The sequence below is a fragment of the Promicromonospora sp. NPDC052451 genome, from assembly GCF_044547525.1.
In the GTDB taxonomy this organism is placed as follows: Bacteria; Actinomycetota; Actinomycetes; order Actinomycetales; family Cellulomonadaceae; genus Promicromonospora.
This window is the reverse complement of sequence record NZ_JBIUAP010000003.1, coordinates 144769-168779: the sequence shown is the minus strand read 5'-3', so window position 1 is coordinate 168779 and position 24011 is coordinate 144769. Positions and strand designations below refer to the sequence as shown.

Annotated in this window: 24 protein-coding genes and 1 pseudogene; 20 read left to right on the top strand and 5 right to left on the bottom strand. The window is 73.7% G+C overall.

Annotation, left to right across the window (positions count from 1 at the left end; all coding sequences use genetic code 11):
- Positions 1–54 precede the first annotated feature (54 nt).
- The 7 genes from ACIG47_RS06510 to ACIG47_RS06480 all read left to right on the top strand — a co-directional run bounded on the left by ACIG47_RS06510 (position 55) and on the right by ACIG47_RS06480 (position 5330).
- Positions 55–510, top strand: a complete 456-nt coding sequence (locus tag ACIG47_RS06510) for a nitroreductase/quinone reductase family protein (protein ID WP_397430118.1) — start codon at positions 55–57, stop codon at positions 508–510.
- A 51-nt stretch (positions 511–561) separates the two neighbouring features.
- Entirely contained in the window at positions 562–1287 is a 726-nt protein-coding gene (locus ACIG47_RS06505; RefSeq protein ID WP_397430117.1) for a DUF1684 domain-containing protein, read from the top strand.
- A gap of 82 nt (positions 1288–1369) precedes the next feature.
- Positions 1370–2128, top strand: coding sequence for a VIT family protein (locus ACIG47_RS06500; protein WP_397414719.1), 759 nt, complete (start codon positions 1370–1372; stop codon positions 2126–2128).
- 16 nt (positions 2129–2144) lie between these two features.
- Positions 2145–3422 carry an arginine deiminase gene (locus ACIG47_RS06495; RefSeq protein ID WP_397430116.1) on the top strand — a complete coding sequence of 426 codons (1278 nt, stop codon included), beginning with the start codon at positions 2145–2147 and terminating at the stop codon, positions 3420–3422.
- A gap of 110 nt (positions 3423–3532) precedes the next feature.
- On the top strand, positions 3533–4372 hold the full coding sequence (locus tag ACIG47_RS06490; protein ID WP_397430115.1) for an ion transporter: 840 nt from the start codon (positions 3533–3535) through the stop codon (positions 4370–4372).
- Between the two features lie 204 nt (positions 4373–4576).
- Positions 4577–4711, top strand: a complete 135-nt coding sequence (locus ACIG47_RS06485) for a hypothetical protein (RefSeq protein WP_397414713.1) — start codon at positions 4577–4579, stop codon at positions 4709–4711.
- 148 nt (positions 4712–4859) lie between these two features.
- Positions 4860–5330: an HNH endonuclease gene (locus ACIG47_RS06480; protein ID WP_020018328.1), complete on the top strand. Its 471-nt coding sequence runs from the start codon at positions 4860–4862 to the stop codon at positions 5328–5330.
- A 168-nt stretch (positions 5331–5498) separates the two neighbouring features.
- Here the strand turns inward: ACIG47_RS06480 and ACIG47_RS06475 are convergent, their stop codons facing one another.
- On the bottom strand, positions 5499–6560 hold the full coding sequence (locus tag ACIG47_RS06475) for an LLM class flavin-dependent oxidoreductase (protein ID WP_397430114.1): 1062 nt from the start codon (positions 6558–6560) through the stop codon (positions 5499–5501).
- 113 nt (positions 6561–6673) lie between these two features.
- Between ACIG47_RS06475 and ACIG47_RS06470 the strand changes: the two genes are divergently transcribed.
- Positions 6674–7147, top strand: a complete 474-nt coding sequence (locus ACIG47_RS06470; protein WP_397414709.1) for a GNAT family N-acetyltransferase — start codon at positions 6674–6676, stop codon at positions 7145–7147.
- Between the two features lie 164 nt (positions 7148–7311).
- The gene (locus ACIG47_RS06465) at positions 7312–8133 is read left to right on the top strand and encodes a metal-dependent hydrolase (RefSeq protein WP_397430113.1); all 822 of its coding nucleotides are present in this window, start codon (positions 7312–7314) and stop codon (positions 8131–8133) included.
- A gap of 40 nt (positions 8134–8173) precedes the next feature.
- Here the strand turns inward: ACIG47_RS06465 and ACIG47_RS06460 are convergent, their stop codons facing one another.
- Positions 8174–9949, bottom strand: coding sequence for an ATPase (locus ACIG47_RS06460; protein ID WP_397430112.1), 1776 nt, complete (start codon positions 9947–9949; stop codon positions 8174–8176).
- 164 nt (positions 9950–10113) lie between these two features.
- Between ACIG47_RS06460 and ACIG47_RS06455 the strand changes: the two genes are divergently transcribed.
- The 5 genes and pseudogenes from ACIG47_RS06455 (at position 10114) to ACIG47_RS06435 (ending at position 17294) form a co-directional block, all read left to right on the top strand.
- On the top strand, positions 10114–11439 hold the full coding sequence (locus ACIG47_RS06455; protein WP_397430111.1) for a hypothetical protein: 1326 nt from the start codon (positions 10114–10116) through the stop codon (positions 11437–11439).
- Between the two features lie 144 nt (positions 11440–11583).
- The gene (locus ACIG47_RS06450) at positions 11584–13959 is read left to right on the top strand and encodes a protein kinase (RefSeq protein ID WP_397430110.1); all 2376 of its coding nucleotides are present in this window, start codon (positions 11584–11586) and stop codon (positions 13957–13959) included.
- Between the two features lie 450 nt (positions 13960–14409).
- The gene (locus ACIG47_RS06445) at positions 14410–15390 is read left to right on the top strand and encodes a hypothetical protein (RefSeq protein WP_397430109.1); all 981 of its coding nucleotides are present in this window, start codon (positions 14410–14412) and stop codon (positions 15388–15390) included.
- An 803-nt stretch (positions 15391–16193) separates the two neighbouring features.
- Positions 16194–16364, top strand: a pseudogene (locus ACIG47_RS06440) (serine/threonine protein kinase); the annotation flags it as partial.
- Positions 16365–16685: 321 nt separating this feature from the next.
- The gene (locus tag ACIG47_RS06435) at positions 16686–17294 is read left to right on the top strand and encodes an RIO1 family regulatory kinase/ATPase (protein WP_397430352.1); all 609 of its coding nucleotides are present in this window, start codon (positions 16686–16688) and stop codon (positions 17292–17294) included.
- A 49-nt stretch (positions 17295–17343) separates the two neighbouring features.
- On the opposite strand, the gene ACIG47_RS06430 is transcribed toward ACIG47_RS06435, so the two are convergent.
- Positions 17344–17814 carry an Lrp/AsnC family transcriptional regulator gene (locus ACIG47_RS06430; RefSeq protein ID WP_397414695.1) on the bottom strand — a complete coding sequence of 157 codons (471 nt, stop codon included), beginning with the start codon at positions 17812–17814 and terminating at the stop codon, positions 17344–17346.
- A gap of 59 nt (positions 17815–17873) precedes the next feature.
- On the opposite strand from ACIG47_RS06430, the gene ACIG47_RS06425 reads away from it, so the two are divergent.
- Both ACIG47_RS06425 and ACIG47_RS06420 read left to right on the top strand, forming a co-directional pair.
- A complete protein-coding gene (locus ACIG47_RS06425) occupies positions 17874–19058 on the top strand; it encodes a trans-sulfuration enzyme family protein (RefSeq protein WP_397430108.1) in 1185 nt (394 codons plus the stop codon).
- A gap of 81 nt (positions 19059–19139) precedes the next feature.
- On the top strand, positions 19140–19529 hold the full coding sequence (locus tag ACIG47_RS06420) for a hypothetical protein (RefSeq protein ID WP_397414691.1): 390 nt from the start codon (positions 19140–19142) through the stop codon (positions 19527–19529).
- A gap of 18 nt (positions 19530–19547) precedes the next feature.
- Here the strand turns inward: ACIG47_RS06420 and ACIG47_RS06415 are convergent, their stop codons facing one another.
- On the bottom strand, positions 19548–20150 hold the full coding sequence (locus ACIG47_RS06415; RefSeq protein ID WP_397430107.1) for a GNAT family N-acetyltransferase: 603 nt from the start codon (positions 20148–20150) through the stop codon (positions 19548–19550).
- A 138-nt stretch (positions 20151–20288) separates the two neighbouring features.
- Between ACIG47_RS06415 and ACIG47_RS06410 the strand changes: the two genes are divergently transcribed.
- Positions 20289–20933 (top strand): SRPBCC family protein, encoded by a 645-nt coding sequence (locus ACIG47_RS06410; RefSeq protein ID WP_397430106.1) that lies wholly within the window; start codon positions 20289–20291, stop codon positions 20931–20933.
- The gene (locus ACIG47_RS06405; RefSeq protein ID WP_397430105.1) at positions 20934–21419 is read left to right on the top strand and encodes an ArsR/SmtB family transcription factor; all 486 of its coding nucleotides are present in this window, start codon (positions 20934–20936) and stop codon (positions 21417–21419) included.
- A 5-nt stretch (positions 21420–21424) separates the two neighbouring features.
- Here ACIG47_RS06405 and ACIG47_RS06400 read toward each other — a convergent pair whose 3' ends face one another.
- A complete protein-coding gene (locus ACIG47_RS06400) occupies positions 21425–22534 on the bottom strand; it encodes a glycerophosphodiester phosphodiesterase family protein (RefSeq protein WP_397430104.1) in 1110 nt (369 codons plus the stop codon).
- 129 nt (positions 22535–22663) lie between these two features.
- Here ACIG47_RS06400 and ACIG47_RS06395 point away from each other — a divergent pair, with 129 nt between their 5' ends.
- Together ACIG47_RS06395 and ACIG47_RS06390 are read left to right on the top strand one after the other, a co-directional pair.
- Entirely contained in the window at positions 22664–23464 is an 801-nt protein-coding gene (locus ACIG47_RS06395) for an alpha/beta fold hydrolase (RefSeq protein WP_397430103.1), read from the top strand.
- 58 nt (positions 23465–23522) lie between these two features.
- On the top strand, positions 23523–23987 hold the full coding sequence (locus ACIG47_RS06390; protein WP_397430102.1) for an HtaA domain-containing protein: 465 nt from the start codon (positions 23523–23525) through the stop codon (positions 23985–23987).
- Positions 23988–24011 lie beyond the last annotated feature (24 nt).

Genomic DNA, 24011 nt, shown 5'->3' with positions numbered 1-24011 from the left:
CACGAACCTTTCCGGTGCCGGACACCGTACGTCCGGCCGACCCCGAGGACTGACGTGACCTTCACCCACCCCACCGGCACGCGCGGCGCGAGGCAGCCCGGGCGCGGCTTCCGCTGGATGAACCGGCTCCTCATGCGACGCGCCCGCCGCGCCGAGGGCACGACCATGGGCATGAACCTGCTGGTCCTGACCACCGTCGGACGCAAGAGCGGGCAGCCCCGCTCCAACCCGCTGGCCGGGTTCCCCGGGCCCGACGGGAGCTGGCTGGTCGTGGCCTCGGCCGGAGGTGCCCCCGCCAACCCGGCCTGGTACCTCAACCTCGCCGCGCACCCCGACCAGGTCACCGTCGAGCAGGGCGGCCGCAAGGTCGCCGTCACCGCCACGGAGCTGCACGGTGCCGAGCGCGCCGAGGCCTGGCAGAAGATCACCGCCCAGGCGGCGAACTTCCGCCGGTACGAGCAGGTGACCGACCGGGAGATCCCCGTGATCCGGCTCACGCCCAGGGCCTGAGCCCGCGACCCTGCCCCGTGCGACGCCGCCGCGGTGGGTAGTGTCGTGCGCATGACGTACGCCACCACCTCCCCGGCCGTCACGGCGCTCCAGACCGCGGACTGGCGCCGCCGCGTCTTCGCGCTCTACGCCGAGGCCCGCACCCGTGCCGTCGTGGACCCGGCCGCCGCCCACGCCGGCTGGGTCGCCGCCCGGGACGAGCTCTTCGCGACGCACCCGGTGTCGCCGATCCTGCCCGAGGACCGGCCCGGCTTCACCGGCCTGACCGTCACCCCCTACGACCCGGCCTGGCGCCTGAGCGCCCCGATCGTCCCGGCCGAGCCCGGGCCCGACGGCGCGCCGCGCCGCCTCGACGTGCCCACCGGGACCGACGGTGTGGTGCCGTTCGAGCTGCTCGGCACGGTGACCCTGGCGTCCGACACCCTGGGCGACCTCGGCACGCTCGACGTCTGGCGGCTCGCCTCCTACGGCGGCGGCCTGTTCGTGCCGATCAAGGACGCGCTCGCGGGCCCGCCCGGCGGCACCTACGGCGGTGGGCGCTACCTCATCGACACGATCAAGGGCGCCTGGCTCGGGCACACCGGCGGGCCCGACGGCGGCGAGGGCGGCGGGCCCGGCGACTTCGGCGACGGTGACCTGGTGCTCGACCTCAACTTCGCCTACAACCCGTCCTGCGCCTACGACCCGGCATGGACGTGCCCGCTGGCCCAGGACGGCAACACGCTGGCCGTGGAGGTCCCGGTGGGCGAGCGCACCCCGGACACGCAGGCGTACTGAACCACGGCCGGGGGCAAGGTGAGGCTGTCCAACCCCGCCCCCGGCACTGGCTCTCCGCGCCGACTCCTGGTTGCCTGAACCCATGACCACCCCCACGTCCGGCACGAACCACCCGGACACCGGCCGCGACGCCGCCGGACACCCCGACGAGCCGCACACCAACGGGCTCGCAGAGCGCCTGAACTGGCTGCGCGCCGGCGTGCTCGGCGCGAACGACGGCATCGTCTCGGTCGCCGCGGTCGCCGTCGGCGTCGCGGCCGCCACGTCGCAGACCGGGCCCATCCTCACCGCCGGCCTCGCCGCCCTCGTCGGCGGGGCGATCTCGATGGCCCTGGGCGAGTACGTGTCGGTCTCCAGCCAGTCCGACAGCCAGAAGGCCCTCATCGCCAAGGAGAAGGCCGAGCTCGCCGAGATGCCCGAGCAGGAGCTCGCCGAGCTGGCGGGGCTCTACGAGGCCAAGGGCCTGTCCCCCGCCACCGCCCGCCAGGTCGCCGTTGAGCTCACCGAGCACGACGCCCTGGCCGCCCACCTGGAGGCCGAGCTCAACATCGACGAGGACGAGGTCGTCAGCCCCTGGCACGCCGCCCTCGCGTCCGCCGTCGCCTTCACGCTCGGCGCCGTCCTGCCGCTCGCCGCCGTGCTCCTGATCCCGGAGCCCTGGCGGGTCGGCGTGACGTTCGTCGTCGTGCTGGCCGCCCTGGCCGGGACGGGGTGGATCGCGGCCTGGATCGGCGGCGCACCGCGGGTGCGCGCCACGGCGCGCGTGGTGATCGGCGGAGCCCTGGCGCTGGGCGCGACCTTCGCGATCGGCTCGCTGCTCGGCACGACGGCGGTCGGGTGAGTACCGTTAGCGCCCGATGAACACCATCGACAGCACCCCGCCCCCGGCCGGCACACCCTCGTCGGCGTACGGCGTCCACTCCGAGGTCGGCCGGCTGCGCAAGGTCCTGGTCTGCGCGCCCGGGCTGGCCCATCAGCGGCTCACGCCGTCCAACTCCGCCGACCTCCTGTTCGACGACGTGCTGTGGGTCGAGCGCGCGCAGCAGGACCACGCCGACTTCGTGGCGGAGCTGCGCGGCCGCGACGTCGACGTCGTCGAGCTGCACGCCCTGCTCGCCGAGACGCTCCGCGTGCCGGGCGCCCGCAACTGGCTCCTGGACCGCAAGATCGTGCCCGAGATCGTGGGCAACGGCCTGGTGGAGGCCACGCGCGAGTACCTGGAGTCGCTGCCCGAGCACGAGCTGGCGCGCTACCTGATCGGCGGCCTCGCCGTCGCGGACGTGCCCGAGCTCCCGCCGGGCTTCCGCGCACTGGCAGACCTCAGCCCCGACGCGCGCGAGTACCTCATGCCGCCGCTGCCGAACACGCTGTTCACGCGCGACACGACGTGCTGGATCTACGGCGGCCTCACCCTGAACCCGCTGTACTGGCAGGCTCGCCGCGACGAGACGCTGCTGATGAAGGCCGTCTACACGTTCCACCCCCAGTACGTGGGCAGCCGGGTGTGGTGGGGCGACCCCGAGACCGGCCACGGAGAGGCCACCTTCGAGGGTGGCGACATCATGCCGATCGGCAACGGCACCGTGCTGATGGGCATGAGCGAGCGCACCTCGCGCCAGGCCATCACGCAGGTCGCCGCCTCGCTGTTCGAGGCCGGCGCGGCCGAGCAGATCGTCGTGGCGGGCATGCCCCGCCTGCGTGCGGCCATGCACCTGGACACGATCATGACGTTCGTCGACGTCGACACCGTGACCGTGTACCCGCGGATCGTCGACCGCGTGCACCCGTTCGTGCTGCGGCCCGACGGCGGGCCGCTCGGCGTCTCGGTGACCGACGCCGGCGGGTCGTCCTTCCTCGACGTCGTCGGGCAGGTCTCCGGGCTCGGCGAGCTCCGGGTCATCGAGACCGGCGGCGACGTCTACGAGTCGGAGCGGCAGCAGTGGGACAGCGGCAACAACTCGGTGGCGGTCGAGCCGGGCGTCGTGTTCACCTACGACCGGAACACGACCACCAACGACCTGCTACGCAAGGCCGGCATCGAGGTCATCGAGATCGCCGGCGGCGAGCTGGGTCGCGGCCGGGGCGGCGGGCACTGCATGACCTGCCCGATCATCCGTGACCCCGTGACCTGGTAGGGCCGGGCCCTGCGCCGGGCCGGCGTCGGCCCGGCGCCGGACCTCGCGGCGCCGCGCGCCACGCGCCAGTTACCCTGCATTCCGGACAAACCCCCTGAAAGGAGTCCGGAATGCCGGTCGGTGGCGTGTCGGTGCGCGGGCGTCTGCGGACGCTGGTGGACCACCCGTGGTTCCAGCGGGTGGTGCTCGGCGTGATCATCGCCAACGCGGTGGTGCTGGGCCTGGAGACGTCGATCGTCGACGGGCCGGCCGACGAGGTGCTGCAGACCATCGACGACGTGATGCTCTGGTTCTTCGTCACCGAGATCGCCCTGCGGCTGATCGCCCACGGGACGCGCTTCTTCCGGGACCCGTGGAGCGTCTTCGACCTGCTCGTGGTCGGGATCGCGCTGATCCCCGCGACCGGACCGCTCTCGCTGCTGCGCGCCCTGCGGATCCTGCGGGTGCTGCGCCTGGCCGACTCCGTACCGTCCATGAAGCGCGTGGTGAACGGCCTGGTCGCCGCGGTGCCCGGGATGGGCTCCGTCGGGGCGCTGCTGCTCCTGGTCATGTACGTGTCGGTGGTCATCGCGACCAACCTCTACGGGAGCATCGCCGAGGAGCACTTCGGCGACCTGGGGACCACGGCGTTCACGCTGTTCCAGGTCATGACGGGCGAGGCGTGGCCGGACATCGCCGACGACGTGATGGCGCACGAGCCCACCGCCTGGATCTTCTTCGTGGTCTTCATCCTCGTGGTGTCGTTCGCGGTGCTGAACCTGTTCATCGCGGTGGTCGTCAGCGGCATGGAGAGCATCGACGAGCTCGCCGAGCACGAGGAGCGGTCGGACGCCGAGGTCATGGACGAGCTGCGGGCGATCCGGGGACAGCTCGCCGCGCTCCAGGCGGAGCTGGCGGCCTCCCGGGCCGGGGATACCGACCTCGAGCGCCGGGCCGCCCCGGCCCCCTGAGCGACACGCCGGGACGTGCCGCCACGCGGAGGTTCTTGATGCATCCTTGGGTTGCAGTTCCGGAAAAGCCATAGACGACACCAAGTCCTCGTTGTACCTTTCTTCACACACGGACTCGCGCCGTGAAGGCATGACGTGTGTCCGCACGCCTGCCGCAGCACCGATACCAGCCCTTCGAACGAGACGGGAAAGGACGAGAACACGATGGTCCGCACCAGCTTCGCGCTCCAGGCCGCCGGCCTGTGCAAGGTCAGTGCCGCCACCGCGTCGTCCTACCCGACCACTGCCACGCACCTGTGGGACGGCCGTGAGGCCATCCGGGGCGCCATACGCTCCTGATCCGGCAGTGCCGGACCAGTGCTGTGAGCCGCCTCGGGATGCCTGTTCCCGGGCGGCTCTTGTCGTCCCGGGCGCGGACACGTCCCGCCCGACAGCACGACCCGAGACATCCAGGAAGTACGACACGCTCACCGGAAGGAGCAGGCCCGTGGCCGACGTCCTTGTCCTCAATGCCGGTTACGAGCCGCTGCACCGGGTATCGGTCCGGCATGCCATCCACATGCTCGTGCGCGAGGTCGCGGTCGTGGAGGAGGCGGTCGACGGCCGCTCCTTCGGGCCGTTCCCCTTACCGCGCGTGCTGCGGCTGGTCCGGTACGTCACGATGCGGTGGCTCTACAAGTCGGGCGGCGCGCCCGCGTGCACCAAGCTGGGCGTCAAGCGGCGCGACGGCCTGTGCGCGTACTGCGGCGGCCCCGCCGAGACCGTGGACCACATCCTGCCGCGGTCCCGCGGCGGGCCCTCGACGTGGATGAACCTCGTGGCCGCCTGCTACGAGTGCAACTCGCACAAGGCGGACCGCACCCCGGCCGAGGCCGGCATGGTGCTCCACGTGACGCCGCACGTCCCCCGCGCGGACTACGCGCGCGCCATCCGGCACCGGGCGGCACGCGCGGCGTGACCGCCCCGGCTGCCCCGCGCGGTCCGCGGTCGGCAGAAGGTCAGGTGATCGGCAACCCGGGTTGCCGATCACCTGACCTTCTGCCGACCAGCGGGTGGAGCAATCGCCAGGCGGGAGCGACGGTTCCTGGGGTGCCCAGGACGGGCCGCTCCGGCGTGTACAGCGCGCTCAGTCCTTCAGCGCCTCGACCAGGAGCTCCAGGGTTCGTGCGCGCCCGGGCGTGGCGTCGAGGGGCTCCTCCGCCCGCGAACCGGCCACCGGCACGAGCATGACCTCCTCGACGCCGTACCGCCCGGCCAGGTCGCGCACCTGGCCGGCCACCTGCTCGGCGTCGCCGATGAGCCAGCGTGCGCGCATCGACTCGATCGACTGGGCGATCATGCCGTCGGCGGGTTCGGCGGCCTGGGCGTCCAGCGCCTCCTCCACCGTCTCCAGCGGCCCGAGCCGCTGCCCGGAGCGCAGCCGGGCCATCTGGCGCAGCTGGGGCAGGGCCCTGTCGTGCGCCTCGTCCGACGTCGGCGCCACCACCGCGTTGGCCGTCACGAAGGTGCGCGGCTCGGGGTGCTCCTCCGACGGCCGGTAGCCGTCCCGGTACAGGCCCAGGATCTGCTCCATGCCCTGCCCGGAGAAGTGGTTGGCGAACACGTACGGCAGGCCGAGCTCGGCGGCCAGCCGGGCCGAGTAGTCGCTGGAGCCCAGCAGCCACACCGTGGGTGTCCCGGCGGCCGCGGGGGTGGCCCGCACGTCGTAGACGTCGCCCGAGACCAGGCGGAGGCGGGCGCCGTCGGGCCCCATGAGGCTCAGGATGTCGGTGACGTGCTGCGGGAACCGGTCCACGTCCGCCGTCGGGCCCGTGGCGCGCAGCAGGGAGGTGACCACGGGGTCGCTGCCGGGCGCGCGGCCGATGCCGAGGTCGACGCGGCCGGGCGCGATCGCCTCCAGCGCCGCGAACTGCTCCGCGACCACGAGCGGGGCGTGGTTCGGGAGCATCACGCCGCCCGAGCCCACCCGGATGCGGGAGGTGCGCGCGGCAGCCGCGGCGATCATGACGGGCGGTGACGACGCGGCGACGGCGGCCATGTTGTGGTGCTCGGCGAACCAGTAGCGCTCCAGACCGAGGCGGTCGGCGAGCGCCACCAGGTCGAGCGAGGCCGCCAGGGCCTGGGCGCTGGTCTGGCCCGAGCGGACGGGCACGAGGTCAAGGACGGACAGGCGTGGCTGGGTGTTCATCGCCTGTGTCAACCGTTCCGGGCGCCGTCGTGTTCCTGTATCACCTCTCGGATCTTCGCGGTATCGCGGGAGGTCGTGGCGCCGACCCCCTGCGGCCTGACATGATCGCGAACGTGTCTGTTGATGTGCGCCCCGCGACCGACGACGACGTCGATGCCGTGGTCGACCTGTTCCGCCAGTACCTGAGGTTCTACGACCAGGAGGTACCCGATGCCGAGGCGCGGGCCTACCTGACCGCCCGCCGCGACGCGGGCGACAGCGTGCTGCTGGTCGCCGAGCTCGGGCCGGACGACGCCGGGACCCCGGGCGGGCTGGTGGGCTTCGCCCAGAGCTACCCGACCTGGTCGTCGGTGAGCCTGAGCCGCTCGTGGGTGCTCAACGACCTGTTCGTCACCCCGGCCGCACGCGGCACGGGTGCCGGGCGCGCGCTGGTGCAGGACACGTGCCGCCGTGCCAAGGAGGCGGGCGCCATCCGCGTCTCGCTGGCCACCGCGTGGGACAACGTCGCAGCGCAGGGTCTGTACGAGTCGGAGGGCTTCGTGCGCGACCAGAGCTTCCACCACTACATGTACGTCACGGGCGCCTGACGCCCCCCGTGCCAGACCCTCAGGTCACCTGGTTGACCTGAGGGTCTGGCACGTCGCGCGCGCCTGCGGAGGTGTGTCGGAGGTGCGCGTTAGGGTTCCGGGACAAACCTGGTCAGAGTTAACAAATCAATCGGGATTCCCCGGGAACTGGAGCGCACACGACCATGATGGGAGGCAACCACGCCGCGACGGGAGCCGCGGCCTGGGTAGCGGTCACCGCGTCCACGCCGATCGCCTTCGGCTGGTACCCCGTGACGGACACCGGTGTGATCGCGGGAGCGCTCGTGTGTGCGGGCGCCGCGCTCCTGCCGGACGCCGACCATCACTCCGGCACCATCGCGAACTCCCTCAAGCCGGTGTCGAACGTCGTGGTCAAGGGCATCGAGGCCGTCTCGGGCGGGCACCGCAAGGGCACCCACTCGATCCTCGGCATCGCGGTGTTCACGGCCATCGCCTGGGGCCTGAGCTTCCTGAGCATCGACACGGGGAACCCGGAGATCGGTGCGATCCTCATCGGCCCGGGCATCATGTGCGTGCTGCTGGTCGCGTTCGCCCTCAAGGCGCTCAAGATCACGCGTGACACGAAGGTCCTGCCGTGGACGACGTCGATCACGCTTGCGGTGCTCATCGCCATCTTCGCGCCCGAGGAGTGGTTCTGGATGCCGTTCAGCGTGGCCCTGGGCTGCACCGTGCACATCCTGGGCGACATGATCACCACCAACGGCGTGCCGCTGCTCTGGCCGCTGAAGTTCCGCTCCCCGCGCTGGATGCGGGACGGTCGGGGCCTGGAGCTCGACATGATCTGGCGGTCCGGCGGCAACCTGTCGATCCCGATCCTGGGCGACGCGGGATCGGTCCGCGAGTGGATCTTCCTGGTCCCGGTCTCGCTCTACGCGATCGTGGGCATCGTGTGGGCGCTGCTCAACGAGATGGGCTACGACACCATGGCGACCTGGTACCAGATCGTCGGGCTGTTCGGGGCCTGATCCGGCCGGCCCTGCACGGACCGGCCGGACGCCCCGCCGGTCACAGGCCGCCGGCCACCGCTGCGCCCGCCGCCAGCCAGGCGCGACGGGTGTCCGGGCGCAGCGCGCCGTACCGCAGGTGGCCGTCCACCATGGCCGGGTCGAACGGGATGGTCACCACCTCGCGGGCCAGCGACCGGTACCCGTCGGCGACCCGCTCCAGCTCGCTCGCGGGCTGCTTCTGGTCCGCCTGGCTCACCACCACCACCGCCTGCTGCGCCAGGTACGCCGACCGGCCGTCGCGCGTCGAGAGCGCCTCCAGCAGCAGGGCACCGGCCTCGGCGTGGTCGTCCCGCGTGGTGGTGGCGACCACGAGCTGGTCGGTCAGGTCGATCATCCGCTGCCACATCGGGTCGGACTCGTCGTTGCCCGAGTCGATGAGGATCATCCGGTAGTACTTCGACAGCACCGAGTGGATCGCGTCGACGTCCTGCGGCTCGATGCGCTGCTCGTTCGCCATGGCGATCGGCTTGGAGCGCAGCACGTCGAACCGGTCGCGCGTCTGGTGGTGCACGTACCGGGCGAGGTCCGCGGCCTGTGCGGACGGCCCCAGCAGGCGGTCGGTCTGCGGCAGCAGATCCAGGAGCGTCGACTCGTGCGGGCCCTGCTCGGTGCGCCAGCCCAGCGTGCCGCGCGTCTGGTTGTTGTCCCAGGTGACCACACCCGCGCCGCCGAACTGCGCGAACACCGCTGCGAGCAGCACCGTCGACGGCGTCTTGCCCGCGCCCCCCTTGCCGTTCACCATCGAGATGGTGCGCGGCCCCGGCCAGTGCTGGCTGACGGCGCGCTCGTCGGCCCGCTCCGCCCGCTCCGACTCGCTGGGCCCCACGCGGATGCCCAGGCGCGTCAGCACGCCGCGGAACCCGCGCGTGGCCGGGTCCTCGTCCTGCTGGTGGGTGAGGAAGGACTCCCGCGCCTCGCGGCGCGAGCGAGGCGCCTCCGTGCCGCCCGTCCGCCCGGTGTCGGTCGGTGCGGCAGACGCGCCCGCGCCGGACGGGACGCCGTCCACGGGTCCGGACGGGACGGGCACCGTGTCCAGGGGGCCGGCCGGGCCGGGCACCGTGTCCAGGGGGCCGGACGCCGGTCCCGCGGCGTGATGACCCGCCATGTCGCCGGGCACCGTGCCCGGCAGGGCGCCCGGGTCGACGCCCGGGTCCGCGGCGGGGGCGACGAGGTCGCGGTCCGCGGCGCTCTCTCCCAGCCGGTCGGCCGCGCCCGGAGCGTCGGCCGGGCCGGACGTGAGGTCGGAACGGGGTGCGAGGTCCGGCCTGGGCCCCAGGTCCGGGGCGGGGCCGGGCGCCGGCACGCGGCGCACCGTGTCGTCCGGGTCGATCTCGACGGCGGAGGCGAGCGGGTCGGCCGACGGCCCGTCGTGCGCGCCGGGTAGCGGCTCGCGCGTGGGCAGGTCGGCGGCGGACGCGTCGTCGAAGACGGGCCCCGGGGCCTGTCCCGGCACCTGGTCGGGGACGGGCCCGGCAGGCGGGGCCTGCGGGGTCGGGGCCGACGGCGGGGCGAGCTCGTCCTCCTCCGGGACCACCGTCCCGTCGGGGTGCACGATCAGGTTCCAGAGCCCCTCGGGACCGGTCGCGGAGGCCCGTACCGGCCGGCCCACCCGGGCCGCGTTCTCCGTGACCCGGCGCAGCACCTCCACGCGTGCCTCTTCCAGGCTGGCGGCGCTGATGGGATGGAACGTCCCGTCGATCGTCACCTCCCCGGAGCCGTCCTCCCGGACGACCGCGTCGATCCGAGGCCAGCGGGGCACGGTGTCAGAGCTCATGCGTTTCCTCCGAAGTTCCTGGACAGGCGGCATTGCGTGGTCCGCCCCCGAAGCAAGGGTCGGACATGTTGGCCTGCCTGGCCACCCCAACGGGGCATTCACCCCACCTGGTAGGTTCTCGCGAAACAGGTGTCGAAACCGGACCACAACCGAGGAGCCTCCGCGTGTCCGACGAGCCCACCCGCCGAATTCCTCCGGCAGCCGACCCCACGCAGATCCAGCGGCCACCCGCTCGGACAGGTCGCCCGGACGCGCAGCCCGATGCCCCGTCATCGTATGCCGCGCCGCACCGCACGGAGGTCTTCCCGGCCGGCCGGTCCGGGCAGGGGGCCGCGCCACAGGCCGCCACGGGCTACGACCAGACGCAGGTCATGGGCCCCGGCACGGCGGGGTACGACGACCGCACCCAGGTGGTGACGCCGGGCACGACAGGCTACGACGACCGCACCCAGGCCATGCCGCCCACGCAGGGCGGCGGCTACGCCGACCACGCCCAGGGCGGGTCGTACGGCGACGCGACCCAGGTGCTGCCGCCGTCGGGCGCGGCGGACGCTCCCGGCGTCGCCGGGCAGGGCCGCGACTTCCGGGCCGCGACACCTCCGCCCGCGCAGCCGTACCGCCCCTACGAGACCGCCCAGCCCACCCAGGTCCACGGGGCCGGCCCGTTCCCGGGCGAGCCCGGCGCGGGACAGGGCGGCTACGGGCAGCCGACCCAGGTCTACGGCCGGCCCGCCGCCGGCTACGGCCAGCAGCAGGCTCCGGGGTATCCGCAGCCCACAGCCGGCTACGGGCAGCAGCAGGGTCAGGGCTACCCGCAGGCGCCCCACGCCTACGGCCGGCAGCCGGGCACGGGCTACGACCAGGACCAGCAGGGCTACGCACCGCAGCCGTCCGGGCCGACGCCGCCCGCACCCCGCCGTGACCGCGACGACGACTCCCGCCCCGGCGGTTCGGCGGCCGGCGCGGTGCTGGCCTGGATCCCGCGCCTGCTGCTCGTGCTGAGCGTCTACCAGCTCGTCCGGCTCGTCCCGGGCTTCGACGTCATGCCCGACGTCGCGCAGTTCCCGCTGTTCCGCGGCATCGGCGACGGTGTGCTCGGCATGCTCAACCTCAACCCCGAGTGGTCCGACCAGGCCGCCAACCTGACCATCCCCGTGCTCGGCATGGCGCTCGCCGGCGTGTTCAACACGATCCGGGCGCTCAGCACGTCGCTGGCGGTCTGGCCGTACGGCGTGGCCGTCTTCGCGTGGATCGTGGTGTTCGCCGTGGGCGGCATCGTCGGCTACGCGCAGGACGCCGCCGAGAACGCGCGGCAGAACATCGAGCGGTCGGTGGACGAGGGCATCGAGGACGCCAAGCAGGACGCCGAGGACACCGCCCGCGAGGAGCTGGAGAAGAGCGTCGACGACGCCCGCCAGGACGCGACCGACAGCATCGAGGAGAGCGTCACCGAGCAGCTCCAGGACGCTCTGCCGGGCGGCGAGGGCTAGCGCGGAGGCCGCCGGTCCGGAGCCCGCGCGGTCACGGAACCGGCACGAAACCGGCCAGGCACATGCCTGATCGGCACAGCGGGACGCTGATAGGTTTGCTCAGGTCCCCACCGGTCGTCCCGGTGCACTGCTGAGGAGCCCTGCTTGTCCGACGAGACCACCCGCACGCCGGCCGTACGCCCCGCCGGCCAGCCGGCCCAGGGCGGTGACCGGACCGCCGTCGTGCGACCGGCCACGGGCACCGCCCCGACGCCGCCGCCCACCGCGCCGACGCAGGTCGTGCTGCCGTCGGGCAGAGGACAGGCGGGCTCAGGTCAGGCGAGCACAGGCCAGAGCGGCACAGGGCAGACGGGCACCGCCCGGTTCGCGGAGACCGCCGTGCGCCCGGCGCCCGGAGCGCCGCCCGCGGGACAGGGTGGCCCCGCGGCGCCGTCGTCCGCCGGGTTCGCGCCCGCCGCGTCGACGTTCGCGCCGCCGCCCGCGAGCGGCGGACCTGCGGGCCGGCCGGCCGGCCCGCAGCAGGCGGGGCCCCGCATCCCCGCGACCGGCGAGGTGCTCGGTCCGTACCAGCTCGTCGGGACGCTCGGCCACGGCGGTTTCGCGCACGTGTACCGCGCGCTCGGGCAGGGTGGCGAGGTGGCCCTCAAGGTCCTGACGAACGCGGAGCACGGCTCGCTGGACCGGTTCGTCGGCGAGGCCGCCCTGCTGGACCGTCTGGCCGGGCGCGGTTTCCCGCGGCTCCTGGCGGCCGACCTGCGGTCCGCGACGCCGTGGTTCGCCATGGAGCTCGTGCCGGGTCCGACGCTGGCCCAGCGGGTGGCCGCCGAGGGGCCCCTGCCGGTGCACGACGTGCTGCGCGTCGCCGACGACGTGCTGGACGCCCTCGCCGTGCTCCAGGAGGAGCACTACCTGCACCGGGACGTGAAGCCCGCGAACATCATCGCCGCGCCCGGCCGGTACGTGCTGATCGACCTCGGCATCGCCAAGGGGCACGGCACCTCGACGTCGACCCACGCGGCGGGCACCATCTCGTACATGGCGCCCGAGCTCTTCGTGCGCAAGCCGCACGCCCGCTCGGACGTGTTCAGCCTCGGCCTGCTGCTCATCTTCCTCGCCACGGGCCAGCTCCCCAACGACCTCAACTTCGCGGGCCGTGACCTGACCGCGGCCGACGTCGGACCGGTCGACCAGCGGCTGCTCCCCCTCGTGCTGGCCATGACCCGGCACCGGCCCGAGGACCGGCCGCCGCTGCACAACCTCATCGGCACCGTGGCCCAGCTCGCGGGCGACAGCGCGCGGCTGGACCCGTCGCTCCTGGCGGCGACCGACGCCACGACGATCGAGCGCGGCCTGGTCACCGAGGTGCTGACCGGCAGCGGGGCGCCCACGGGCGCCGTCGCCCCCACCAGTCCCCTGGCGAGCAACCCGGTGCGGCAGGGCGAGCCCGTCACCAACCTGGTCTACGACCAGCAGCTCATGGGCCGGCTGCACCAGGTGCACGGCGACGGGTTCGACGGCGCCGCCGAGGAGATCATCTCGGTCTACCTGTCCGCCGTCGGGCCGCAGCGGGCGGGCGGGCGCGCGCCCGCCGAGATCAAGGACTACCTGTGGGCGGCGATGCGCTGGGGTCCGGCCTTCACGCCCGAGGGGTATGCCGACACCTACGACGGCTGGGTCGCCTACCGGAAGCGGCACGGCCTGCCGCTCCCCGGCGTCCCGACGCCGCCGGCGCCGCCCCGCCCGGCCGGCAACCCCACGCAGCGCATGGCGCCGGTCAGCAACCAGCAGGCCACGCAGGTGGCGCCCGCGTACCGGCCCGGTCCCCCGCCGGGCACGCGCCCGGTTCCCACGCCCGTGCCCGCTGTGGCGGCCGCGCCCGCCACAGCGCAGCAGCCCGCGGGTCGGGCCGCGCAGCCGGAGGCCCCGCAGCCGCCGGCTGCCCCCGCACCCCGGCGCGAGGACGACCGGGACCGCCGGGACTCGCGGGAGCCCCGGGACGACGAGCGGCGGAGCACGGGCGGCGGCCTCGGCGTCGTGGCGACGGTTCTCGGCTGGGTCCCGCGCCTGCTGCTCGCGCTGGCCGTGTACCAGCTCGTCCGGCTCCTGCCGGGCTTCGACGTGATGCCCAGCGCGGCCGGGCTGCCGTTCTTCGCCGCGCTCGGCGACATCGCCGTGGCGCTGCTGAACCTCGACCCCGTCTGGGCACCGCGGATGGCCGAGCTGTCGATCCCGCTGCTGGGCATCGTCACCTCCGCCGTCGTGAACCTCTTCCGGGCGGTGCGGATGCGCCGCGGCGGCCGGACGTGGCCGTTCTGGCTGGTCGTGGTGGTGTGGGTGATCGTGATCGCCGTCCAGGGCGTGGTGGGTTACGCCCAGCAGGTCACGCAGGACGCCCGCGACTCCCTGCAGGAGCAGCGCGAACAGCTCCAGGACGACCTGCAGCAGGGCGTGCAGGACACGACGGAGGACGTCCGCGACTCCCTGTGGGAGTCCGTGGAGGACGCGCTCCCCTGGAGCTGAGGCCGGCGGCTGACTCTTCTGCGGTCGGCAGTCTGTCGTGCGGAGTCGGCACTTTCCCTCGAGAGCGGCAGTTCGCCGCGCAGAGTCGGCGGTTTGCCTCGAGAGCGGCAGTTCGCCGCGCAGCGTCGGCGGTTTGCCGCGCGGAGTCGGCACTTTCCCTCGAGAGCGGCAGTTTGGAGCGCGGAGTCGGCACTTTCCCTCGAGGTCGGCAGTTTGCAGCGCGGAGTCGGCACTTTGCCTCGAGGTCGGTACAGGCCTGTGCCGACCTCGAGGCAGACTGCCGACGTCGCAGGAAGGTGCCGACCTCAAGATGCTGTCAGGCCGCGCGGAGACCCTCTGCGCCGTGCCGCAGGGCTCATCGCGTGACCACATGTCCCGCGGCGTCGGACCTGTGCACATCCCCTGACACCGCAGGCAGCACGCCGCACGCGGTTGGCGCACTCTCGTCCCATGACCGCCGCATCGTCCACCCCCGTCGTGACAATCCCCTCCGTCCTGCTCGCCGCCGAGCGCGACCGCAACCAGCTCGCGAACGCCCACCGCCGCGGCACCCTCGTCAAGGTCCGCCGCGGCGCCTACTGCGAGGTGGACGCCGTCCAGGTCGGCGGCCCCTCGTCGGCGCCGCGCGAGAAGCGGATCAAGGAGCTGGCCCGGGCACGCGCCCTGCACTCCCAGCTCCGCGCGGACCACGTCTTCAGCCACACGACCGCCGCCCTGCTGCTGGGTTGCCGGGTCTGGACGGTGCCCGACGCGACGCACGTCTACCAGGGCTATCGCGCCTCAGGTCGATCGGCGAAGGACGTCGTACGGCACCGGGGAGCGGTCCCGCCCGCGGACGTCGCCCTGGTCGACGATCTTCCCGTCACGTCGCTCGACCGCACCGTGGTCGACTGCGCCCTGGCGCTGCATCCCCTGGAGGCGCTCGTGATCGCCGACTCCGCCTTGTCCCTCGGCGCCGACCGTCAGGTCCTGCTCCAGATGATCGACGCCCGCGCCGGACAGCGCGGGGTGCAGAGGGCCCGGTCGGTCGTCGAGCTCGCGGACGGCGGCGCAGGATCAGCCTGGGAGACCTGGGTGCGCTACGAGATGCTGCGTGCGGGCCTCCCCCGCCCCAGCACCCAGATGCCGGTCCAGACCGACCGCGGGCTCTTCCATACCGACCTCGGCTACGAGCAGTGGCGGCTGGGCATCGAGTTCGACGGCCTGATCAAGTACCGGCCGGACGGCGTCCGCGCCGGTCACGACCCTGCCGCGGAGTACATGAGCGAGAAGAACCGCGCCGAGGCCATCCGCCGGGCCGGCATCACCCTGGAACGGACGAGCGCCGCCGACCGCGCCGACACCCGGAAGATGCTCGCCAGGATCACGGCACACCTGCCGCCCGACGTGGTGAGAGGGTCCCGGCCCAACCCTTACCTGCCACCTGCCTGAGGTCCGGGGGCTGTCGGCGGACTGCCGGTGATCGGCAGCTTGCGGGGTGATCGGCAGCTTGCGGGGTGACCGACAGACCGCGGGGTGACCGACAGACCGCAGGGTGACCGACAGACTGCAGGGTGGCAGACCGCAGGGAGGCCTTCGGCCAACCTGGCGGTCGGCAGTTTGCAGGGTGAGTCGGCAGTTTGCCGCGCGGAGTCGGCAGTTTGCCGCGCGGAGTCGGCAGTTTGCCTCGAGGTCGGCACAGGCCTGGACCGATCTCGAGGCAAACTGCCGACCTCGCAGGAGAGTGCCGACCTCGCAGGACATGCCGACCTCGTCGGAAAAACAGGTGCGCGCCGTCCCGCACGCGTGACATGCTCCTCGCACGGTCATCGAGACAGCCCTGCAGGCGGCGCTCGCTGGCCGGCCAGACCCCGGGCCCAGTGCCCGTCACGGTGCGCTCGATGAGTGCGGACAGGAAGGAGGCGGTCATGGACGACGTCGTTCGCGCAGCTGCCTCCGCGGCAGCAGACGCCACTGTCACCAGGAGCACCCGGCACTGATCCGGTTGTGCTCCGGCATCAAGGAGCACCGTCTTGCCCCGTTTTCCCGAAGCACCGAAGCCTGTCCTGATCCAGTCCGCGAGCAGGAAGCGCAGCGACAACCGTCGCGGCACCGTCGGCCGTGCGGACCTGGAGGGCCCCCACCCGAGCACGTTCGCCCTGATGGAGGACGCCGAGCACGGCGCCTTCGCGCCGGACACCCCCGATCACGACGCACCCACGCACCACACACCCACCGACCCCACCCAGCCGGGACCTGGGCAGCGGTGGTCCACCTGGCGTTCCGTCGCCAAGGGCCAGCGCGGCCCCGAACCGGTCCCGGACTGGCTGGTCACCCGGGACGCCGCGTTCGACACCGAGCTCGGCATCCTCAAGACCGGCAAGGAGGCGGACGCGTTCCTCGTCGAGCGCGCCGTCCCGCCGAGCGCAGACCCGGCCGACGTTCCGTCCGGCGCCACACCCGCAGGCCCGGCCGACCTGTCGCACAGCGCCACACCCGCGGGCCCGTCCGACCTGCCGCACAGCGCCACACCCGCAGGCCCGGCCGGCCTTGCACACGGCGCCACACCCTCCAACGCGTCCGCCCCGCCGACGGGCACCCCACCGCACGACACCCCAGCGCACGGCACCCCGCCACACGGCACCCCACCGCACGGCACCCCACCGCACGGCACCCCACCGCACGGCACCCCGCCCCACGACACCCCGCCGTCGGACCCGGCCCGCGAGCCCGAGCGCTGCCTCCTGGTGGCCAAGCGGTACCGCAGCCTGGACCACGGCCAGTTCCATCGCGGCACCGAGTACACGGAGGGCCGCCGGGTGCGCCGCACGCGCGACCAGCGCGCCATGGAGGACCGCAAGTCCGCGTGGGGCCGCGCGGTCTCGGCCACCCAGTGGGCCGACGCCGAGTTCGTCGCCCTGCGCGACGCGTGGTCGGCGGGTGCCCCGGTGCCGTACCCGGTCCAGATCGACGGCACGGAGGTGCTCATGGAGTTCGTGGGCACCGAGGAGGTCGACGACGAGGGCCGCACGCAGATCGTCGCCGCGCCGCGGCTGGCCCGGGAGCGTCCCTCCGACGACCTGCTGGAGTCGTACTGGGACCAGCTCACGCACGGCATGTCGGTGCTGGCGCGGCTGGGCTTCGCGCACGGCGACCTGTCGCCGTACAACATCCTGGCCCACGGCGAACGGCTGGTCATCATCGACCTGCCGCAGGTCGTGGACCTGGTGGCCAACCCGTTCGCCAGCGAGGTGCTGCTGCGCGACTGCCGCACCGTGTGCGCCTGGTTCACGGCCCGCGGGCTGGACGTCGACCCCGACGCCCTGTTCGCGGACCTGCTGGCGCAGGCGCTCTGACCGGCCCGCCGGACGACAGGTCACCCCGGTGGCCTGTCGTCCGGCCCGGTCAGTCCGCCGGGGTGACCGGGCCGCAGGTCCAGGAGGAGAACACCAGGTCGGTCTGCACGCGGCCCACCTCGCCGCGAGCGGTCAGGTCGAGCACCAGGCGCTGCAGCTCGTCCGTGTCGGCGCAGGCCACGTGGACCAGGAAGTCGTCCGGGCCGGACACGTGGTGCACCGCCCGCGTCTGCGGCAGGCGCCGCACCCACTCGACGAACGGCCCCAGCAGGGGCCGGGAGTGGGTGGTCAGCCGCACCATGAGCATGGCCTGCAGCCCGCGCCCGACGGCGGCCGGGTCGATCTCCGCGCGGTAGCCGCGGATCACCCCGGCGTTCTGCAGGCGCTGGGTGCGGGCCAGGCACGTCGACGGCGCGACCCCGACCCGCTGCGCAAGCACCTTGTTGGACAGCCGGCCGTCCTTCTGCAGCTCGTCGATGAGCGCACGGTCGACCGAATCGAGGATCACGTTCTGGCCCATGGCCCGAATTTGTAGCATGCCCGCCCCACGCGAGCCGTGCCGGGTGCCGATAGTCCCCCATGACCACGCATCCGGGGCCCGTGCACCCACCGTCCGTGCACCCCGCGCCCACCCGCCCAGCCTCCGCGCACTCCTGGTCCACGCGCGCCGTCCACGCCGGCAAGGACGACCTGGCCGCCCTGGGCCTGCACGCCCCGCCGATCGATCTGTCCACCACCTACCCGTCGCACGACGTGGCCGCCGAGGCCGCGCGCCTCGACCAGTTCGCCGACGGGCACGACGACGGCGGCCCGCCCGTGTACGCGCGCGTCGCCAACCCGACCGTGCGCCGCTTCGAGACCGCCCTGGCCGAGCTCGAGGGGGCCGACGCCGCCGTCGCCTTCGCCAGCGGCATGGCGGCCCTGTCGGCGTGCCTGCTGGCGCAGGCCGCGGCGGGCCGGCCGCACGTCGTCGGGATACGGCCGCTGTACGGCTCCACGGACCACCTCCTGAGCTCCGGCCTGCTCGGCACCTCGGTGACGTGGGCGACGCCGGACGAGGCGGCGTCGGCGATCACGGACCGGACCGGGCTGGTGGTCGTGGAGAGCCCGGCCAACCCCACCCTGGACGAGGTGGACCTGCGCGCGCTGGCCGCCGCCTGCGGCCCGGTCCCCCTGCTGGTGGACAACACGTTCGCGACCCCGGTGCTCCAGCGCCCGCTCACGCTCGGCGCCGGCATGGTGCTGCACAGCGCCACGAAGTACCTGGGCGGGCACGGGGACGTGATGGGCGGCGTCGTGGCGTGCGACGAGGAGACGGCGCGCACCCTGCGCCAGGTCCGGTTCCTCACCGGCGCCGTGCTGCACCCGATCGCGGGCTACGAGCTGCTGCGCGGCCTGGCGACGCTGCCCGTGCGGGTGCGGGCGGCGTCGGCCACGGCCGCGGAGCTCGCGCGGCGGCTGGCCGAGCACCCGCGGGTCACCCGGGTGCACTACCCGCGGGTGGGCGGGGCGATGGTGTCGTTCGAGACCTCAGCCGATCCGGTGGCGGTGGTCTCCGCTGTACGGCTGATCACGCCGGCGGTGAGCCTGGGCAGCGTGGACAGCCTGATCCAGCACCCGGCGTCACTGACCCACCGGATCATGGACGAGGTCTCCCGCAAGGACGCGGGCATCTCCCCCGACCTGATCCGCCTCTCGGTGGGCCTGGAACACCTGGACGACCTCTGGCAGGACCTGGCCCAAGCCCTCGACCACGCCCGTTGAGTGCTGGACATTCGCCCTTCGGGACGCTCCTGGAGGGCGAATGTCCAGCACTCGACGGTGAGGGCCGTTAGCGTGTGGCGGATGGAGAGCTTCGATCAGGACGATCTGGTGAGTTTCTTCGTCCGGTACGGCGTCGCGCTCGGGGCCGGGGACCTGGAGGTCGTGACCGACAGCCTCGGCTATCCGTCGATGGTGGTGCAGGCGGACCGGTCCCTCGTGGTGCCGGACGCCGAGGTCGCGCGCGAGAGCCTGGGCGGCATGCTGACCGCCTACCGGGAACAAGGCCTGGTGGCGGCGGTCCCGGAGGTGCGCTCCGTGGAGCAGGTCGGCGACGCCCTGCTCTGGGTGGACGTGCGCTGGAGCTACAAGGACGAGAACGCGTCGGAGGCTGCGGCCGACCGGGCACGCTACCTGCTGCGACGTGGCCGCGAGACGTTCGAGGTGTGCGTGGTCGTGCCCGTCGAGGAGTAGCCGGCCCCGGACGGCCTGCTACGCCGGGGCGATCTCGCGGCGCAGGTGCCAGCGGGTCAGGCGGGCGCTGGTGGCGCCCGTGGGGCCGAGCCGGTCGAACCCGGCCCGCTCGTACATGCCGACCGTGCCGACGAACGCGGCGCTGACCGGGACCCGGCGCCCCGGCGGGGGCTCGACCGGGAACGCGTCCAGCGCGGTCGCGCCGTGCGCCGCGGCGTAGCCGACGCCGCCGTCCAGCAGGGCCTGCGCAACCCCCTGCCTGCGGAAGCCCGTGCGCACGGTGACGCACATGAAGACCCACGTCGTGTCCCAGGTCCCGGGTTCTCCGACGGGCAGCACCCGGGACCGCTGCAGGGAGCGGGCAGCCGACCTCCGCGAGAAGCCGAGCCAGCCCGCCACCTCGCCCGGGGCCTCCCCCGTGCCCAGGTACGCGAGCATGCCCGGTGCCGGTTCCTGCGCGGTGAGCTCCCGCAGGCGCGCGCCGCGCGTCGTCACGTCCTCCTGTGCCGGCGCGCGCCAGTGCATGCACCAGCAGGCCTGCTCGCGCCCGGTCGGGTTGAGGACGCGGGCGATGTCGTCGAACCGGTCGGTGGTCGCGGGGACCACGTCGATACGGGCCATGACCGGAACCTACCCCGCCTCGCCCACATGCGTAGGCGGACCCGCTTGGCACACTTTTTCTGGACGACACATGGCGTCCTCTTGCGAGAGCGGCACGCGTGTGGCATAAATAAGTGTCCACTTATAGAAGGAGACACCATGACCACGCTCACCGACCCCGCCGCGACCGCCGGCCTCGTGACCCGCGAGGTCCGCGACGGCAGCCGGGGCGACGCACCGACCAAGATCGCCGTCGCGCGCCGCACCTACGCGACCGACCGCGACGACCTGTGGGACGCCCTCACCTCGGCCGAACGGCTCCCCCGGTGGTTCATGCCGATCACCGGCGACCTCACGGTCGGCGGCCGCTACCAGCTCGAGGGCCACGCCGGCGGCGTCGTGGAGCGTTGCGACGCCCCGCACGCCTTCGCCGTCACGTGGGAGTCGAACGGCGGCGTCTCGTGGCTGGAGGTCTCGCTCACCCCCGCCGACGGCGGCACCACGCTCGAGCTGGTCCACGAGGCCCCCGTCGACCCGGACTTCTGGGCACAGTACGGACCCGGCGCCGTCGGCGTGGGCTGGGACCTGAGCCTCATGGGCCTGGGCCTGCACCTCGACACCGGGGCATCGCTCGACCCGCAGGCGGTCGAGGAATGGTCCCTCTCCGACGAGGGCGTGACGTTTGCGCGCGCCGCCAGCACCGGCTGGGCCGACGCCGCGGCCGCCGCCGGGGACGACGCCGACCAGGCCCGCGCCGCGGGCGAGCGGACCCTCGCCTTCTACACCACGCCGCCGGAGGCCTGAGTGCCGCGCGCTGCTGCCGCCTCCGCGCACGACGACGGGCCGGCCGGGGCGCACGACGACGGGCCGGCCGGGGCGCGGGCCGACGCCGGGGAAGCCGCCGGCCACCCCGACACGGCGCCGCCCGGCGTGTTCGAGGCGCTCGGCGACCCCGTCCGCCGTCGGCTCCTGGAGCTGCTGGTACCGGGCGAGCAGCCCGCGGGCGCCCTGGTCACCGCGCTGCAGGCCCGGATGCGCATCACCCAGCCGGCCGTGTCACAGCACCTGCGCGTGCTGCGCGAGGCCGGCCTGGTGCACGTGCGCGCCGAGGGCACTCGTCGCCTGTACGCCGTGGACGACGCCGGGACGGCGGCCGCCCGTGCCTGGCTCGCCCGCTTCGAGGACACGTTCGCCCAGCCGCTCGACGCCCTGGCGACGGAGCTGGCCCGCGGGCGCCGCGAGCGCCGTCGTGCGGCTCCCCCGGCCGGGACGGACGCCGCCGCGGGCTGACCGCGTCAGTAGCGCTTGGGGAGCTTCAGGTGACGCTCCGCCATGATGGTGCGCAGCAGGTCCGGGCGGTCGGTGATGATGCCGTCCACGCCGATGTCCATGAGGGACTCGATCGTGGCCCGGTCGTCGACGGTCCACGGGATCACGGCCATGCCCCGCCGGTGGGCGGCACGGACGAGCTCCGGCGTCGTGAAGGGCACGTAGCCGGGGTCGGCCACGCCGCCGCCCTGCGGGTCGCCGTGCACGGGCGAGACGGCGTCGGCCCCGAACGATGCGGCGGCCGCGACGAACTTCTCCTGGATCGACCCGGGGAAGTCGTCGATGTCGAGGCCGCCGAGCCACGGGGAGGCTCCGTCGGCCCCGACCTGGAGGAACTGCTGGCCGTTGGTCAGCGCCACCAGACCGAAGCGGGGCTCGACCTCGCTCATGCGCATCAGCGAGCCCCAGTCGAAGCTCTGGATCGTGACCTGGTCGACCAGGCGGGCCGCGCGCACCTCGCGGGCGACGACCTGCACGAACTGCTCGCGCGGCGCCGTCTGCTCGGGGGCGCCCGCCTCGACCTTGGTCTCGATGTTGAGCGTGACCTGGTGGGCGCGGTGGCGGCTCACGAGGTCGAGCACCTCGGACAGCAGCGGCATGCGCTCGCCGGGGTGCAGCTCCTGCCCGGGGAACTGCGGCTGGCGCAGCGAGCCGCAGTCGATGGTGCGCACCTGCGCGAGCGTGAGGTCCTTGATGTACGTGCGCTCGGGGACGTACGGGAACTGCGGGTCGCCGGGGAACGCGGGGGCGGTGTCCACGCACTTGGCCGGGCTGGGGTCGCGGTCGTGCGTGACGACGGCGTACCCGTCGCGCGTGATCTGCACGTCCAGCTCGAGCGTGCTGACGCCCAGCGCGAGCGCCCGGTCGAAGGCGGGCAGCGTGTTCTCCACCGTCAGCGCGATGCCACCGCGGTGCGCCTGGAGGTCGAAGGCGCGCGGGTGGTGGGCGCCGGAGGTGTCGGCCGCGCTCGCGGGCACGGCGGCGGACGCCGGAGCGATGCTCAGCGCGAGGGTCGCGGCGACGGTCATGGCGAGTGCTGCGGTGCGGGCGGCGGGGCGGCGACGGGCGGTTCTCATGCCCCGAGCCTGGAGCGGCCCTGTGACGACGGCGTGGCGCCGCGCCGTCCCGCGGACGACGCCCGCGTGAACGCGCGGCGACGCCGGCCGGATCCTGCGCGGGGGGCGAGGCTCGCGTACGGTCCGAGGGTGGGGCACATCGAGGTGGGCGGGCTGCGCGTCGCCTACGAGCGGGTGGGCCAGGGTCCGCCTCTGGTGCTGCTGCACGGCGCGGCCGAGGACGGCCGCGTCTGGCGGCAGCAGACGACCGGGCTGGCCGGGGAACTCACCGTCGTCGCGTGGGACGAGCCGGGCGCCGGTGGTTCCTCCGACCTGCCGGAGGGCTTCAGCCTGGCCGGCTACGCGGACGCCCTCGCGGCGCTGCTGGAGGCGCTCGACCTCGGCCCCGCCCACGTGGCGGGCGTGTCGTGGGGCGGCACCGTGGCTCTCGAGCTGTACCGCCGGCGCGCGGAGCTGGTCGCCACCCTGATCCTGATCGACACCTACGCCGGCTGGAAGGGGTCGCTGCCCGCCGACGAGGTACGTGCCCGGGTGACCGGGGTGCACCGGATGCTCGCCGCACCCGCCGCGGAGCCTGCTCCGGTGCTGCCCGGGCTCTTCGCCGTCGGCCCACCGCCCGAGCTCATACCACTCCTTGTCGACGTCGCCGCCGGCGTGCGCCCCGCCACCCTCGCCCAGCAGGTGGACATCATGGCGCGGACCGATCTGACGGCGCTGCTGCCCCACGTCGCCGTGCCCACGCTGCTGGTCTGGGGACGACTGGACGCACGCTCCCCGCTCGCGGTCGCACACCGGTTCGCGGCAGCGATCCCGGACACCACGCTCGTGGTCGTCGAGGGTGCGGGCCACCTGAGCCACCTGGAACGGGCCGAGCAGGTGAACGACGCCATCCGCGACTTCTGCCGCGCCCACCCACCGGCGGCGGGCTGACGTCCCGGGGAGCGAGTGCAAAGCGGTACCAATCGCCCTTCGGGGGTACCGTTCTCGGGTGGCTCATCTGGACTGGGAGATCAAGGCAAGCCTGCTGATGTACGTGATGGGGGCGCCCGGCGGCCGCATCGTGCAGGACGACGCCGTGGGCGGCACCGGCGCCTCGTTCCACTTCCCGCTCGACCCGGAGCGCACGGCCGAGCCGTCCGGCGACGCGTCGTCGTTCGCGTTCACGGGGTCCGTCGTCTTCATCGGGCACTTCGGCTCGTTCGTCGGTGAGGTCGCCGACATCGAGGTCGTCTCCCCCGCCGACGGCGGCCCCGACTGGACCATGTCGATCCGGGACCGCGAGTCGGACGTGCGCACCGTCGCGTTCCGCCTGGCCGGCGCCCCCGAGCGCACGGCCGACGGCACCCGCCTCACCTGGTCGCGGGTCGAGCTCACCGAGGACGGCGCGAAGCTGTGGGGCGGCAACTACCCGGTAGGCACCGCCTTCGAGCCGGTCACGATCGACCTCACCTGAGCCATCGGGTCAGCGGCCCTCTCA